The organism is Agrobacterium sp. RAC06 (genome assembly GCF_001713475.1).
Taxonomy (GTDB): Bacteria; Pseudomonadota; Alphaproteobacteria; order Rhizobiales; family Rhizobiaceae; genus Allorhizobium.
In genome coordinates this window covers 4,134,657-4,148,994 of record NZ_CP016499.1, presented here as the reverse complement: position 1 = coordinate 4,148,994, position 14,338 = coordinate 4,134,657, and the positions used below count along the sequence as shown (strand labels likewise).

General features: G+C 61.7%; 11 protein-coding genes. 7 read left to right on the top strand and 4 right to left on the bottom strand.

The genetic code is table 11. The annotated features are described in order from the left end of the window. Positions 1 to 7: 7 nt before the first annotated feature. The gene (gene galU, locus BSY240_RS19630; protein ID WP_069043441.1) at positions 8 to 895 is read right to left on the bottom strand and encodes a UTP--glucose-1-phosphate uridylyltransferase GalU; all 888 of its coding nucleotides are present in this window, start codon (positions 893 to 895) and stop codon (positions 8 to 10) included. A 255-nt stretch (positions 896 to 1,150) separates the two neighbouring features. Between galU and BSY240_RS19625 the strand changes: the two genes are divergently transcribed. Next, a complete protein-coding gene (locus BSY240_RS19625) occupies positions 1,151 to 2,302 on the top strand; it encodes a lytic murein transglycosylase (RefSeq protein WP_442856019.1) in 1,152 nt (383 codons plus the stop codon). 110 nt (positions 2,303 to 2,412) lie between these two features. Beyond that, complete coding sequence (locus tag BSY240_RS19620) at positions 2,413 to 3,633, top strand: SGNH/GDSL hydrolase family protein (protein WP_083229680.1); 1,221 nt, start codon at positions 2,413 to 2,415, stop codon at positions 3,631 to 3,633. Between the two features lie 76 nt (positions 3,634 to 3,709). Here the strand turns inward: BSY240_RS19620 and BSY240_RS19615 are convergent, their stop codons facing one another. Genes BSY240_RS19615 through gltB form a run of 3 tightly spaced genes read right to left on the bottom strand, consistent with a single transcriptional unit; the run spans position 3,710 to position 10,065 of the window. Then, the gene (locus tag BSY240_RS19615; RefSeq protein ID WP_054148220.1) at positions 3,710 to 5,164 is read right to left on the bottom strand and encodes a glutamate synthase subunit beta; all 1,455 of its coding nucleotides are present in this window, start codon (positions 5,162 to 5,164) and stop codon (positions 3,710 to 3,712) included. A gap of 15 nt (positions 5,165 to 5,179) precedes the next feature. Beyond that, complete coding sequence (locus tag BSY240_RS24220) at positions 5,180 to 5,350, bottom strand: hypothetical protein (RefSeq protein WP_156322714.1); 171 nt, start codon at positions 5,348 to 5,350, stop codon at positions 5,180 to 5,182. After that, entirely contained in the window at positions 5,347 to 10,065 is a 4,719-nt protein-coding gene (gene gltB, locus BSY240_RS19610; RefSeq protein WP_069043438.1) for a glutamate synthase large subunit, read from the bottom strand. Before gltB ends, BSY240_RS24220 begins: the two co-directional genes overlap by 4 nt. A gap of 413 nt (positions 10,066 to 10,478) precedes the next feature. On the opposite strand from gltB, the gene BSY240_RS19605 reads away from it, so the two are divergent. The 5 genes from BSY240_RS19605 (at position 10,479) to BSY240_RS19585 (ending at position 14,336) form a co-directional block, all read left to right on the top strand. After that, positions 10,479 to 11,525, top strand: coding sequence for a threonine aldolase family protein (locus BSY240_RS19605; protein WP_069043437.1), 1,047 nt, complete (start codon positions 10,479 to 10,481; stop codon positions 11,523 to 11,525). 145 nt (positions 11,526 to 11,670) lie between these two features. Continuing rightward, positions 11,671 to 11,973 carry a BufA1 family periplasmic bufferin-type metallophore gene (locus tag BSY240_RS19600; RefSeq protein ID WP_069043436.1) on the top strand — a complete coding sequence of 101 codons (303 nt, stop codon included), beginning with the start codon at positions 11,671 to 11,673 and terminating at the stop codon, positions 11,971 to 11,973. Between the two features lie 77 nt (positions 11,974 to 12,050). Continuing rightward, entirely contained in the window at positions 12,051 to 12,971 is a 921-nt protein-coding gene (bufB, locus tag BSY240_RS19595) for an MNIO family bufferin maturase (RefSeq protein ID WP_442855989.1), read from the top strand. After that, entirely contained in the window at positions 12,961 to 13,740 is a 780-nt protein-coding gene (locus BSY240_RS19590) for an HvfC/BufC N-terminal domain-containing protein (protein ID WP_069044063.1), read from the top strand. The genes bufB and BSY240_RS19590 overlap by 11 nt, the downstream gene beginning before the upstream one ends. Then, complete coding sequence (locus tag BSY240_RS19585) at positions 13,737 to 14,336, top strand: DoxX family protein (protein ID WP_069043435.1); 600 nt, start codon at positions 13,737 to 13,739, stop codon at positions 14,334 to 14,336. The genes BSY240_RS19590 and BSY240_RS19585 overlap by 4 nt, the downstream gene beginning before the upstream one ends. Positions 14,337 to 14,338 lie beyond the last annotated feature (2 nt).

The window sequence follows — 14,338 nt, the reverse complement described above, 5'->3', positions numbered from 1 at the left end:
TATCATTTCACTTCAGCGCGGCGAGCAGCGCCTTCAACTGGTCCTCGATGGCCGGACGAATGTCGGCGCGCTCGATGGCAAAGGCGACATTGGCCAGGATGAAGCCGTCCTTGGAACCGCAGTCGAAGGTCTGGCCCTTGAAGTGGTAACCGGCAAACGGCTGGTCATTGGCGAGCTTCAGCATGCCGTCGGTCAACTGGATCTCGTTGCCGGCGCCACGCTCCTGGGTCGACAGGATCTCGAAGATCTCAGGCTGCAGGATGTAGCGGCCGTTGATGAAGAAGTGGGAAGGTGCCGTGCCCTTGGCAGGCTTCTCGACCATTTGCGTGATCTTGAAGCCGCCTTCGAGCGCGTCACCGACGCCAACGATGCCGTATTTGTGGGCCTGATCCGGCGCACATTCCTCGACCGCCACAATGTTGCCGCCGGTCTTTTCATAAAGTTCGACCATGCCCTTGAGGCAGGCCTTTTCGCCGCGCATAATCATGTCAGGCAGGAGAAGGGCGAAAGGTTCATGCCCCACGATGTCACGAGCACACCAGACGGCATGTCCGAGACCCAGCGGCTCCTGTTGCCGCGTGAAGCTGGTCTGACCCGCTGTCGGCTGGAGTTCGTCGAGCATTGAAAGTTCGGCGTTCTTGTTGCGGGCCTTCAGGGTCTGTTCGAGTTCGAACTGGATGTCGAAATAGTCCTCGATGACCGCCTTGCCGCGGCCGGTCACGAAAACGAAGTGCTCGATCCCGGCTTCGATGGCCTCGTCAACCACATACTGGATGACAGGCTTGTCGACGACGGTGAGCATTTCTTTCGGGACCGCCTTGGTGGCGGGGAGAAAACGCGTACCGAGACCGGCCACGGGAAAAACGGCTTTACGGAGCTTTTTAGTCTGAACCACTCATTCCTCCTCGAGGATCTAAATCGATTAACGTCTTCATAACGCAGTCACGCCCAGTAACATACAATTGCTTCAAAATGGCAAAGACAAAGCTTGGGCGGACAACATGGTAAAGGGTTTGTTGACTGAACAGCATTAACCTGTGGTGAACAGCCTTGTTCCGGCTGCCAACACGAGAATGCACGGGAGATGCCCATGAAAAGACACCGCCCCAGCCTGCTCGGCGCCATTGCCCTGACGCTGACGACAGCGCTCATGCCCATGGAAGCCTTCGCGGACGCCGGTTTCCAGAAGTGGATCCGCGACTTTTATCCTGTCGCCGCAAAGGCCGGCATTACGGAGCGCACCTATCGCCAGGCGTTCACCGGCGTGACCGAGCCTGACCAGTTCGTGCTGGAAAAGGCGGCCTATCAGCCGGAGTTCAAGCACCAGATCTGGGATTACCTTGACAGCCGCGTGAACCCGTACACGGTCAAGGTCGGGCAGGAGATGCTGGCCAAGCACGGGCGCCTGCTGACAGCCTTGGAAAACCACTTCGGCGTCGACAAGCATGTGCTGCTCGCGATCTGGTCGATGGAATCGAATTATGGCGCAGCTCTTGAGCGTCCGGACCGCCTGCACAATGTGCCGCGTTCGCTGGCCACGCTTGCCTATGCCGACCGCAAGCGCGCAAAGTTTGCCCGCACACAGCTGATTGCCGCGCTCAAGATGCTGCAGAACGGCGACGTGACCAACAAGAACCTGATGGGCTCCTGGGCCGGCGCCATGGGCCACACCCAGTTCATTCCGACAAGCTACCTGCTCTACGGCATCGACGCCGACGGCAACGGCGACAAGGACATCTGGCATTCGATTCCTGACGCACTCGCCACCGCCGCCAATCTGCTTGCCAAGAATGACTGGCAGACCGGCCGTACCTGGGGCTACGAGATCGCCGTCCCGAGAGGGGGCAACAAATATGCTGGCCAGACCAAGACGGTGGCCCAGTGGCAGGCGCTGGGCTTCGCCCGTCCATCCGGCAAGGGTTTCAGGAACGGCAGCGAACGCGCCGAGCTCAAGATGCTCGGTGGCGCCAACGGCCCGGGCTTCCTGATGACCAAGAACTTCTTCGTCATCAAGCGCTACAATGCCGCTGACAGCTACGCCCTGGGCGTTGGCCTGCTGGCGGACGAGATTGCCGGCTATGGCGGCATGCAGCAGCGCTGGCCGCGCCCCGACGGTTCGCTCGACGTCAAGGAAAAGTTCGAGCTCCAGACCCGTCTTCAGGCGCTTGGCTATTACGATGGCAAGATCGACGGCAATTTCGGCTCAGGCTCGAAGGCGGCTATCACCGCCATCCAGCAGCGGCTCGGCATGTCCGTGGACGGCCAGCCGTCACGCGTCCTGCTCGACAAGCTGCGTAACTGATACGGGTCCGCAGCAAGCGCACCTGTTGACTTGGCATCCGCCGCGCTCCAGAAACAAGAGAGCGCGGCGGATGCATTTTGAGCCTGCCGCCTTCGCCCATGGAGTGTGACTTGACGAGCCCGCGCGGAACCTTCGCCCGCCTCATGACGCTCGGTCTGGCGCTGACAGTCGTCGCGACCGCATTCATCACCACGTCTGCCGAAGCCCAGCAGCCGGAACGCCGCCGCACTCTCCTCGACCTGCTCTTCGGCGAACGCCAGCCGACCTATGTCCCGCCACAGAACGTCCAGCGGCCGCGGGAAACCAATACCCGCAAGAAGACCAGTGGCAGCGTGACCACGATCAACACCCGGCCGCAATCCACCCGCGCGGTCGCAGCACCCCCGCCGCCGCCAAAGCTCGACAATGCAAAGACGGTCCTCGTCCTCGGAGACTTCGTTGCAAGCGCACTCGGCGACGGTTTGAAGACCGCCTTCGAGGACTCACCCGGCGTCGTTGTAGAAAACCGCGCCAATGGATCCTCCGGCCTGGTGCGGGACGATTTCTACGATTGGCCGGGCCAGTTGCCAGCACTCGTCAGCGATCTCAAACCGAGCGTCGTGGTCATCCAGATCGGCGCCAACGACCGCCAGCAACTGGTAACCCCGACCGGCCGCCTCGACTTCCGGACCGATCCCTGGTTCACCGCCTATGGCGACCGGGTCGCGCGCCTGGCGAGCGTCGCTGCGGAAACGCGTGTCCCGATCATCTGGGTCGGGCTGCCGGCCTTCCGCCCGCAAAACATGACTGCGGACGCCCTGCGCCTCAACACCATCTATCGATCGAGCATCGAGAAGGTGAACGGCGAATTCGTCGATATCTGGGAAGGATTCGTCGACCAGGAAGGGCGCTTCATCGTTACCGGCTCCGACATCAATGGCCAGCCGGTCCGCCTGCGCGGCAATGACGGCATCGGCTTTACCGGCCCCGGCAAACGCAAGCTCGCTTTCTATGTCGAAAAATCCGTACGCCGCTATCTCGGCGACATGACGAGCCCGGATCTCGTCCGCCTCGACGCCAGCAATCTGCCCGAGCTGGTGACCCTGTCGCCATCGGAGAACAAGGCGATCGTCACCACCCCGCCGATCGATCTGTTCGACCCTGAGCTCGACGGCGCCGACGAACTGCTGGGCGGAACCGTGCCGGCCTCCTCGACCTTCCCGACACCGCGCGACCAGCTCGTCCAGAACGGTCGCCTGCCGGATCCCCCGGCCGGGCGGGTGGACTATGTGAAGCGGCCAGCTGAGTCGACACCTTCAGCCCCCCCCACACCGGTCATTGCGACACCCTGATCCCGTCAATACATCCAACGCAAAAGGGGCCGCTCGAAAGCGGCCCCTTTTTAAACTATCTCGACTTTGCCGAGGATCAGCGCGGCAGCACGCTCTCCCCCATCAGCGCCTCGTCGATGGCGCGCGCGGCCTGGCGTCCTTCGCGGATCGCCCAGACGACCAGCGACTGGCCGCGACGGGCGTCACCTGCGACCCAGACCTTGTCGACCGACGAACGATAATCCTTGTCGTTGGCAACGACATTGGTCGAGCCGCGACGGTCGGTATTGAGTTCGAGCTTGCCGTCGAGATCCTTCAGCACGCTGTCGGTGAACGGACCGGAGAAGCCGATGGCGATGAAGGCGAGATCGGCCTTGATGATGAACTCGGTGCCCGGGATCGGCTTGCGGCGCTCGTCGACCTGGCAGCACTTCACGCCGGTCAGCACGCCGTCTTCGCCGACGAATTCGAGCGTTGCCACCTGGAATTCGCGGTTGGCACCTTCGGCCTGGCTGGACGAGGTGCGCATCTTGGTCGCCCAGAAAGGCCAGATCGCAAGCTTGTCTTCCGTCTGCGGCGGACGCGGGCGGATGTCGAGCTGGGTCACCTTGACGGCGCCCTGGCGGAAGGCCGTGCCGACGCAGTCAGACGCCGTATCACCACCACCGACGACAACGACATGCTTGCCACCGGCGAGGATCGGATCGGCCGGCCAGCCGATGCTGTCGATGTTTTCGCGACCAACGCGGCGGTTCTGCTGCACGAGATAGGGCATGGCATCATGCACGCCATGGAACTCGACGCCGGGAATGCCGGCCTCGCGCGGCGTTTCCGAACCACCGCAATACAGGACTGCGTCATAGTCCGCGCGCAGCTTCTCGACGGTCACGTCAACACCGACGTTGACGCCGCAATGGAAGGTGACATTTTCGCCCTGCATCTGCTCGACGCGGCGATCGATGAAGTTCTTTTCCATCTTGAAGTCCGGAATGCCGTAGCGCAACAAGCCGCCGGGCTTCGACTCGCGCTCATAGACATGCACCTCATGCCCCGCGCGGCCGAGCTGCTGGGCAGCGGCGAGACCCGACGGGCCGGAGCCGATGATTGCGACCTTCTTGCCGGTATGGATGGTCGCCGGCTGCGGCACGATGAAGCCGAGTTCATAGGCCTTGTCGGCAATCGCCTGCTCGACGGTCTTGATCGCGACCGGCGTATCCTCGAGGTTCAGCGTGCAGGCTTCCTCGCAAGGAGCCGGGCAAACGCGACCCGTGAATTCAGGGAAGTTGTTCGTCGAGTGGAGGTTGCGGATCGCCTCCTCCCACTTGTTGTTATAGACGAGGTCGTTCCAATCAGGGATCTGGTTATGCACCGGACAGCCGGTCGGACCATGGCAATAGGGAATGCCGCAATCCATGCAGCGTGCCGCCTGCTTCGTCACCTCGGCATCCGACATGGGGATCGTGAATTCGCGGAAATGGCGGATGCGGTCGGAGGCCGGCTGATACTTCGCCACCTGCCGGTCGATTTCCATGAAACCTGTAACCTTGCCCATATTCTTTCCCTCAGCTCACAGAGGCGGCCATTGCGGCCCCCAGTACCAGTAGGCGAAACCGATTACCGCCCCCAGCACCACGAATTCCAAAACAAGCGCACCATTGACCAGTGCGGCGACCGTTGGAACGGCCGCGGCAATCACCACGGCCATTCCGATATGGACAAAACGTCCCTTGCGGTTCACTCCGCAGCCACGCCCATGCGCATGCGTTCCATTTCCTCAAGCGCACGGCGGTATTCGACCGGCATGACCTTGCGGAACTTCGGGCGATACTCCGCCCAGCTGTCGAGGATCTGCTTGGCGCGGTTCGAGCCAGTATAGTGCAGATGGTTCGAGATCAGCTGGTAGAGGCGCTCCTCGTCGTGGCGGGTCATGTCACCGGATACGTCGACAAGGCCTTTGTGCATGAGGTCGCCGCCGTGATGGTGCAGCTTCTCGAGCATGTCGTCCTCTTCTGGAACCGGCTCGAGTTCGACCATGGCCATGTTGCAGCGCTTGGCGAAATCGCCGCTCTCGTCAAGCACGTAAGCGACACCACCCGACATGCCGGCTGCGAAGTTGCGGCCCGTTTCGCCGAGCACGACGACCACGCCGCCCGTCATGTATTCGCAGCCGTGGTCACCCACGCCCTCGACGACGGCGATAGCACCCGAGTTGCGGACAGCGAAACGTTCGCCGGCCACGCCGCGGAAATAGCACTCGCCGGAGATCGCACCGTAGAGAACGGTGTTGCCGACGATAATCGAGTTCTCGGCAACGATGCGGGCATTCTCCGGCGGACGCACGACAATGCGACCACCCGAGAGGCCCTTGCCGACATAGTCATTGCCATCGCCCACGAGATCGAAGGTGATGCCACGCGCCAGGAAAGCGCCGAAGGACTGACCGGCAGTGCCGTTCAGCGTGACATGAATAGTATCATCCTTCAGGCCCTTGTGGCCGTAGCGCATGGCGACTTCGCCCGAAAGCATGGCACCGGCCGAGCGGTCAACGTTCTTGATATCAACGTCGAAGACGACAGGCTGCTTGGCTTCGAGCGCCGGCATCGCCTTCTCAATCAGCTTGCGATCGAGAATGTCGATGATCGGATGGTTCTGGCGTTCGGTCCAGTAGGTAGCGGACTTCGGCGCATCGACCTTGTGGAAGATCTTCGAGAAGTCGAGCCCCTTGGCCTTCCAGTGGGCGAGCATCTCGTCCTTTTCCAGCAGTTCCGAAGCACCGATGATCTCGTCGAGCTTGGTCACGCCGAGCGAGGCGAGGATCTCGCGCACTTCTTCGGCAACGAAGAAGAAGTAGTTGATCACATGCTCGGGCGTACCCTTGAAGCGCTTACGCAGGACCGGGTCCTGGGTGGCAACACCGACGGGACACGTGTTCAGATGGCACTTGCGCATCATGATGCAGCCGGCCGCAATCAGCGGTGCGGTCGCAAAGCCGAATTCGTCGGCGCCAAGCAGCGCGCCGATGATGACGTCACGGCCGGTCTTCAACCCGCCATCAACCTGCAGCGCGATGCGCGAACGCAGACCGTTCAGCACCAGCGTCTGCTGGGTCTCGGCAAGACCGATTTCCCATGGGCTACCCGCATGCTTCAACGAGGTGAGCGGCGACGCGCCCGTGCCACCATCGAAACCCGAGACCGTGATATGATCGGCGCGTGCCTTGGCAACGCCGGCAGCAACCGTGCCGACGCCGACTTCCGAGACGAGCTTGACCGAGATGTCGGCCACAGGATTGACGTTCTTCAGGTCGTAGATGAGCTGCGCCAGATCTTCGATCGAATAGATGTCGTGGTGCGGCGGCGGCGAGATCAGGCCGACGCCCGGGGTCGAGTGACGCGTCTTGGCAACCGTCGCATCGACCTTGTGGCCGGGCAGCTGGCCGCCTTCGCCGGGCTTTGCACCCTGCGCGACCTTGATCTGCAGCACGTCGGCATTGACCAGATATTCGGTGGTCACACCGAAGCGGCCCGATGCGATCTGCTTGATCGCCGAACGCTCGGGGTTCGAGGAACCGTCAGCGAGCGGCAGGTAACGATCGCTTTCCTCGCCACCTTCACCCGTGTTCGACTTTCCGCCGATCTTGTTCATGGCAATCGCGAGCGTGGTATGCGCCTCACGGCTGATCGAGCCGAAGGACATGGCACCGGTCGAGAAGCGCTTGACGATATCGACAGCAGGCTCGACCTCATCGATCGAAACAGGCTTGCGACCAAGGTCTTCAGCCTTCTTGATCTTGAACAGGCCGCGGATCGTGTTCATCCGCAAATTGCTGTCATTCACCATCTCGGCGAATTCGCGGTAGCGGTCCTGGCTGTTGCCGCGCACGGCATGCTGCAGCGACGCGATCGAATCAGGGCTCCAGGCATGGTTTTCGCCACGCATGCGGTAGGCATATTCACCGCCGACATCGAGCGTGCTGGCGAGAACCGGATCCTTGCCAAAAGCCGAGAGGTGGCGGGCGACGGTTTCCTCGGCGATTTCCTCGAGGCCAATGCCCTCGATGGTCGTCGCAGTGCCGAAGAAATACTTGTCGACCAGTTCGGACGAAAGACCAATAGCGTCGAAGATCTGGGCGCCGCAATAGGACTGGTAGGTCGAGATGCCCATCTTGGACATGACCTTCAGAATGCCCTTACCGACAGCCTTGATGTAGCGGTAGACGACTTCGTCTTCCGACACTTCCTTGGGGAACTCGCCATGCTTGTGCATGTCGAGCAGCGTGTCGAAGGCGAGATAGGGGTTGATCGCCTCGGCGCCGAAGCCCGCGAGACAGCAGAAGTGATGCACTTCGCGTGGCTCGCCGGATTCGACCACGAGACCGACCGAGGTACGCAGCCCCTTGCGGATCAGATGGTGATGAACGGCAGCGGTCGCGAGCAGCGCCGGGATGGCGATGCGGTCAGGGCCGATCTGACGGTCGGAGAGCACGATGATGTTGTACCCGCCACGCACAGCCGCTTCCGCCCGCTCGCAGAGGCGATCGAGCATCTCCGGCATGCCCTCGGCGCCACGGCTGACGTCATAGGTGAAGTCGAGCGTCTTGGTATCGAAGCGATCTTCGACATGACCGATCGAGCGGATCTTTTCCAGATCGCCATTGGTCAGGATCGGCTGGCGCACTTCCATGCGCTTGGCGTTCGCCATGCCTTCATGGTCGAGGATGTTCGGGCGCGGGCCGATGAAGGAGACGAGGCTCATGACGAGCTCTTCGCGGATCGGATCAATCGGCGGGTTGGTGACCTGGGCGAAGTTCTGCTTGAAATAGGTGTAGAGCAGCTTCGACTTCGTCGACATCGCCGAGATCGGCGTATCGGTCCCCATCGAGCCGATCGCTTCCTGACCGGTGGTGGCCATCGGCGACATCAAGAGCTTGGTGTCTTCAGTGGTGTAGCCGAAGGCCTGCTGGCGATCGAGGAGCGACACATCGCGGCGAAGCGCGCGCGGCTCTACCGGCTTCAGGTCTTCGAGGATGAGCTGCGTGCGATCCAGCCACTCGCGATAGGGATGGCTGCCGGCAAGCGACGACTTCACTTCCTCGTCGGAAATGATGCGGCCTTCCGCCATGTCGATGAGCAGCATCTTGCCCGGCTGCAAACGCCACTTCTTGACAATGCGCTCTTCCGGCACCGGCAGGGTGCCGGCTTCGGAAGCCAGGATGACGCGGTCGTCGTCAGTGACAATATAGCGGGCCGGGCGCAGGCCGTTACGGTCGAGCGTCGCGCCGATCTGGCGGCCGTCGGTAAAGCAGACCGCAGCCGGACCGTCCCACGGCTCCATCAGGGCTGCATGATATTCGTAGAACGCCTTGCGCTCCTTCGACATCAACTGGTTGCCCGACCAGGCCTCCGGTATCAGCATCATCACCGCATGCGCGAGCGAATAGCCGCCGCGCTGCAGGAATTCGAGCGCGTTGTCGAAGCAGGCCGTGTCCGACTGGCCTTCATAGGAGATCGGCCAGAGCTTGGAGATGTCGTCGCCGAACAGCGGCGAGGAAACCGAGGCCTGGCGCGCCGCCATCCAGTTGACGTTGCCGCGCAGCGTGTTGATTTCGCCGTTATGGGCGACCATGCGGTACGGGTGCGCCAGCTTCCACGACGGGAAGGTGTTGGTCGAGAAGCGCTGGTGCACGAGGGCAACGGCAGACTCGAAGCGCGGATCGGCAAGATCCTTGTAATAGGCACCGACCTGATAGGCGAGGAACATGCCCTTGTAGACGATCGTCGAGGACGACAGCGAAACGGGATAGAAGCCGGTTTCCTGGCCGCCATACTGGTCGTAGATGCGGTTGGAGATCACCTTGCGCAGCAGGAACAGGCGACGCTCGAATGCATCCTGGGTTGCGGCATCACGACCGGCGCCGATGAAGACCTGGATCTGGCGCGGTTCGGTTGCAGCAATCTCAGGCGCCTTGGACAGCGAAGAATTGTCAACAGGCACGTCGCGATAGCCGATCAGGTGCTGACCTTCGGACTGACAGACTTCGGCGATGACCTGCTTGAAATGCGCGATCTGCTCTTCGTCCTGCGGGAAGAAGAAGTGACCGACGGCATATTCGCCCGCCTTCGGCAGGGTGATGCCCTGGGCCGCCATTTCCTCACGGAAGAAACGGTCGGGGATCTGCACAAGAATGCCCGCACCATCGCCCATCAGCGGATCAGCGCCGACGGCGCCGCGATGGGTGAGGTTTTCGAGGATGAACAACCCGTCCTTGACGATCTGATGCGACTTCTGCCCCTTCATATGGGCGATGAAGCCAACGCCACAGGCGTCATGTTCGTTGCGCGGATCGTAGAGACCCTGTTTGGGAGGCAGACCGGTGCGCGCGATCGCCGTCTCGGCGACTGCTTCCGCACTGGCGGACCGCATGATCTCTTCGGATGACGGAACCTTCGTCATGACCTTTACCTCCGTTGAAGCCGGACTGGCCGGGCTGATTGGACCCATCTCAGGCACCGATGGGCGCCAGCGACAGTCACCCAATCCTACGCGGATCGCTTGACCACCCCATGACGCCCGAAAACATATCGCCTTCGAAACCGGAATTAGGTCAACTAGTCTGACCTAATTTCTGCTGTTCCTATGACAGAAAGTAAACGCTCATGCAAGAGTTGCCCAGGAAAATTAACCGGGCGAAGGATGCGAAATTACGACACAGGGGCAACGGGTGAAATTTTATTACGTCAATTCCCAGAACTGCATCACCTTCTTGCGCAGTCGACACTCTTTATCGGCGTTATAGCCGGGCCACATTGATAGCCATGCGGAAAGAGATAAAGTCCCTGGGATCACTCCCGCCTCAGGATAATGCCATGCACTTCGCTTCAGACAACTGGTCCGGCGCCCATCCCAGGATCGCCGAAAGCCTGACCCGCCATGCCCAGGGCTTCGCCTCCGCCTATGGCACGAGCGACCTCGACAAGGCGGTGGAAGACCGGTTCAGCGCCATTTTTGAACGCGACGTCGCCGTCTTCTTCGTGGCAACCGGCACGGCGGCCAATTCTCTGGCGCTTGCAAGTGTTGCCAGGGCCGGAGGCGTCAGCTTCTGTCACGCCGATGCACACGTCAATGCGGACGAAGGCGGCGCGCCGGAGTTCCTGACCGGCGGCACCCGGCTCTTTGGCGTCGAGGGCGCAGAGGGCAGGATGGACCCACAGGCACTGGAGGCCGCGATAGCCCGCTTCGAGCCGGCCTCTCCCCATCATGGTCGCGCCATGGCCGTCACGGTCACCCAGGCGACGGAGGTCGGAACCGTCTACGCGCTCGACGAACTCGACAGGATCGCGGCGATCGCGAAGGCGCGTAATCTGCCGCTGCACATGGACGGGGCGCGATTCGCCAACGCCCTCGTCGCCCTCGATGCAACGCCGGCAGAGATGACCTGGAAGCGCGGGGTCGACATTCTCTCCTTCGGCGGCACCAAGAACGGCTGCTGGTGCGCCGAAGCCATCGTCTTCTTCGATCCCGGCATGGCGGCCGATATGCCGTTCATCCGCAAGCGTTCCGCCCAGCTCTTTTCCAAGAGCCGCTTCATCTCGGCCCAGCTCGAGGCCTATCTCGACGGCAACCTCTGGCTGGACCTCGCGGGCCATTCGAATGCCATGGCCGACCGCCTGCGATCGGGTCTGGCACTGAAGAACACCGCTCGCCTCGCCTGGGACACGACGGCGAACGAGGTCTTTGCCGTCATCGAAAAATCCTCTGCCGAACGTGCCCGTGCTAAGGGGGCGAAATTCCATGAATGGCAACCCCCGCACGGATGGCTTCCCTTGCCGACCGACAACGAGGTCCTAATTAGACTGGTGACGAGCTTTGCAACGACAGTAGAAGACGTTGATCAATTCATAGAAGTCGTGTGAGCCGAAGGTTTCTTACAGATAAAGCGCGCACGTTTTACACAAAAAACCTTGATTTTTCAAACGGCCCACTCCTCGACATGATGCAGTTGCCAGCCCCGATGAGGGCTTCAACGACACCACGCATCACGATCCGAGGAGACTTTTCATGACCAAGACCAACATCAACACCGTCGCACTCGCCGCTGCCGTCACCATGGCCATCGGCAGCGCCGCCCTCCTGTCCGGCCCGGCCGTCGCCCAGGAGAAGGAAAAGTGCTTCGGCGTTTCCATGGCCGGCAAGAACGATTGCGCAGCTGGCCCCGGCACCACCTGCGCCGGCACCTCGAAGGTCGACTTCCAGGGCAATGCCTGGACCTATGTCGCCAAGGGCACCTGCACCGCGATGGCCCTTCCGGATGGCCGCATGGGTTCGCTCGAAGCCCTCGACCGCGACCTTCCGAAGGCTTGAGACAGCACGGCACCTGCGGCTCGTCCGCAGGTGCCGTCCCGCTTTCCTTTCCAGGACGAATGCTTGAGGAGCCGGCCGTGTCTATCCATCCCGCCGTAGAGATCGCTTTTGCCGACAGAAGCCGCCAAGGCGCTGCCGCCAGTCTTCCCCGCCGAGCAGGCGCAGGCTTCAAGCCTCAGCATGCCGACCAGATCCTTGCGGACGATTTCCGAATTGGCTTTCTCGAAGTCCATGCCGAGAACTACATGGGCGCCGGCGGCCATCCGCACCGCATCCTGACCCGCATGCGCGAGGACTTCCCGATCTCGATCCATGGCGTTGGCCTCTCGATCGGCAGCCCGACAGGCCTGGACCCGGAACATCTCGCTCGCCTCAAGATAGTCGTTGACCGCTACCAGCCGGAACAGATCTCCGAACATCTCGCCTGGTCGACCCACGACAGCCACTTCTTCAACGATCTCCTACCCGTACCTTATGACGCAGCGACGCTGATCAGGGTCTGCGACCATATCGACAAGGTACAGGAGACGCTAGGACGCCGGATCCTGCTCGAGAACCCGTCGACCTACCTTGGTTTTGAAGCCTCGACCATGTCAGAGACGGACTTCATCCGGGCGATCGCGCGCCGTACCGGCTGTGGCCTTTTGCTCGACATCAACAATGTTCATGTGTCGGCCACCAATCACGGTTACGGCGCCCGCGACTATCTCGCCGATTTCCCACTCCTCTGCGTCGAGGAGATTCATCTGGCCGGCCATGCGGCAGATATCGACGATGCCGGTCTCCCGCTGCTGATCGACAGCCATGACCGCCCGGTGGACGATCTCGTCTGGGATCTCTATGCCCATGTCATCGGCAAGCTCGGCCCCCTCCCAACCTTGATCGAATGGGACAATGAAGTGCCTGACTGGTCCGTCCTCAAACGAGAGGCGCAACTGGCCGACGCGATCCTCGACCGCCATGTCGCTGCCGACCTGGGGCTTCGCCATGCGTCCTGACCCGGTCTCCAGCGGCGCCTTCGCCGAAGCGCTTTTCGCACCGGACCTGCCTTCGCCGGAAGGACTGACGGGTCGCGAAGAGACGCGACCGCAACGCCGCTTCTCGGTCTACCGCAACAATGTCACCGTCTCGCTGGTCGATGCTCTCGCTTCAATCTTCCCGACGGTCCAGAACCTTGTTGGCGAAGACTTTTTCCGCGCCATGGCCCGCCTCTATGTGGCCGCCCATCCGCCCACCTCCCCCCTGCTCTTCACCTACGGCGAGAGCTTTCCCGCGTTTCTCGAGTCCTTCCCGCCAGCGGCGGACCTACCCTTCCTCGCAGATGTCGCCCGCGTCGAGCGCCTCTGGCTCGATGCATATCATGCAGCGGACGCAGTCCCGCTCGATCCGGCAGCGCTTACACAAATCCCGGCCGAGGAACTGGTAAACATACGCTTTCGGCCGCAGCCCGCGACTCGCATGAGCCGCCTCCGTCACGCCGCCGGCACCATATGCCGCCTTGACCGGGCCGGCATGTCGCTCGAAGGCGTTAACCCGCTCCTGCCGGAGGCCGTGCTCGTCACACGTCCGGCCTTCGATGTTTCGATCGAAATCCTGCCCTCGGGCGGAGCTCCCTTCTTTGAAAGGCTTCTCAGCGGCCATGCACTCGGCGACGCCTGTCTTGCGGCCGGAGAGGAGGCCGCTGACATCCCCGCCCTTATCGGCCTTGCCCTCACCTCGGGCGCATTTGCCGCGATCGACCTTCTCCAGGAAAGCGAAAGACCATGACAGCTGCCATCGCAATCATCGAATTCTACCGCCGCACGATCCGTCGGATGGAGCCCATGCTTGATCGATGGTTTCTCGGGCTCTTTGCGCGGCTGGTCTTTCTGGCGGTGCTCGTTCCCTATTACCTGAATTCGGCGCTGACCAAGTTTGACGGTCCCTTCTCGATTTCCGACGGTGCCTATTACCAGATCGCCCTCCCGGCCGTGGATGCCGCCGGCGGCGATGTATCGGCCGTATCCTTCTTTCCCTGGGGGCTGACGGTCTTCCTAGGTTCCTATGGCGAGATAATCCTGCCGTTGCTGCTCGTCGTGGGCCTCTTCACCCGCATCGCCGCCCTCGGCATGATCGCCTTCATCGCCGTGCAGAGTTTGACAGACATCCTCGTCCACAATGTCGATGCCGGCACGATTGGCGCCTTGTTTGACCGTTTTCCCGACAGCGTCATCCTCGATCAGCGCCTGCTATGGATCTTCCCGCTCGCCTACCTTGTCGTAAAGGGCGCAGGGATGCTTTCTCTCGACAAGCTGCTCTGCACGATCTGGACCAAACGGATGGCCGGACATGAAAAAGGCGGCCGGCTTTCGCCGACCGCCTGACT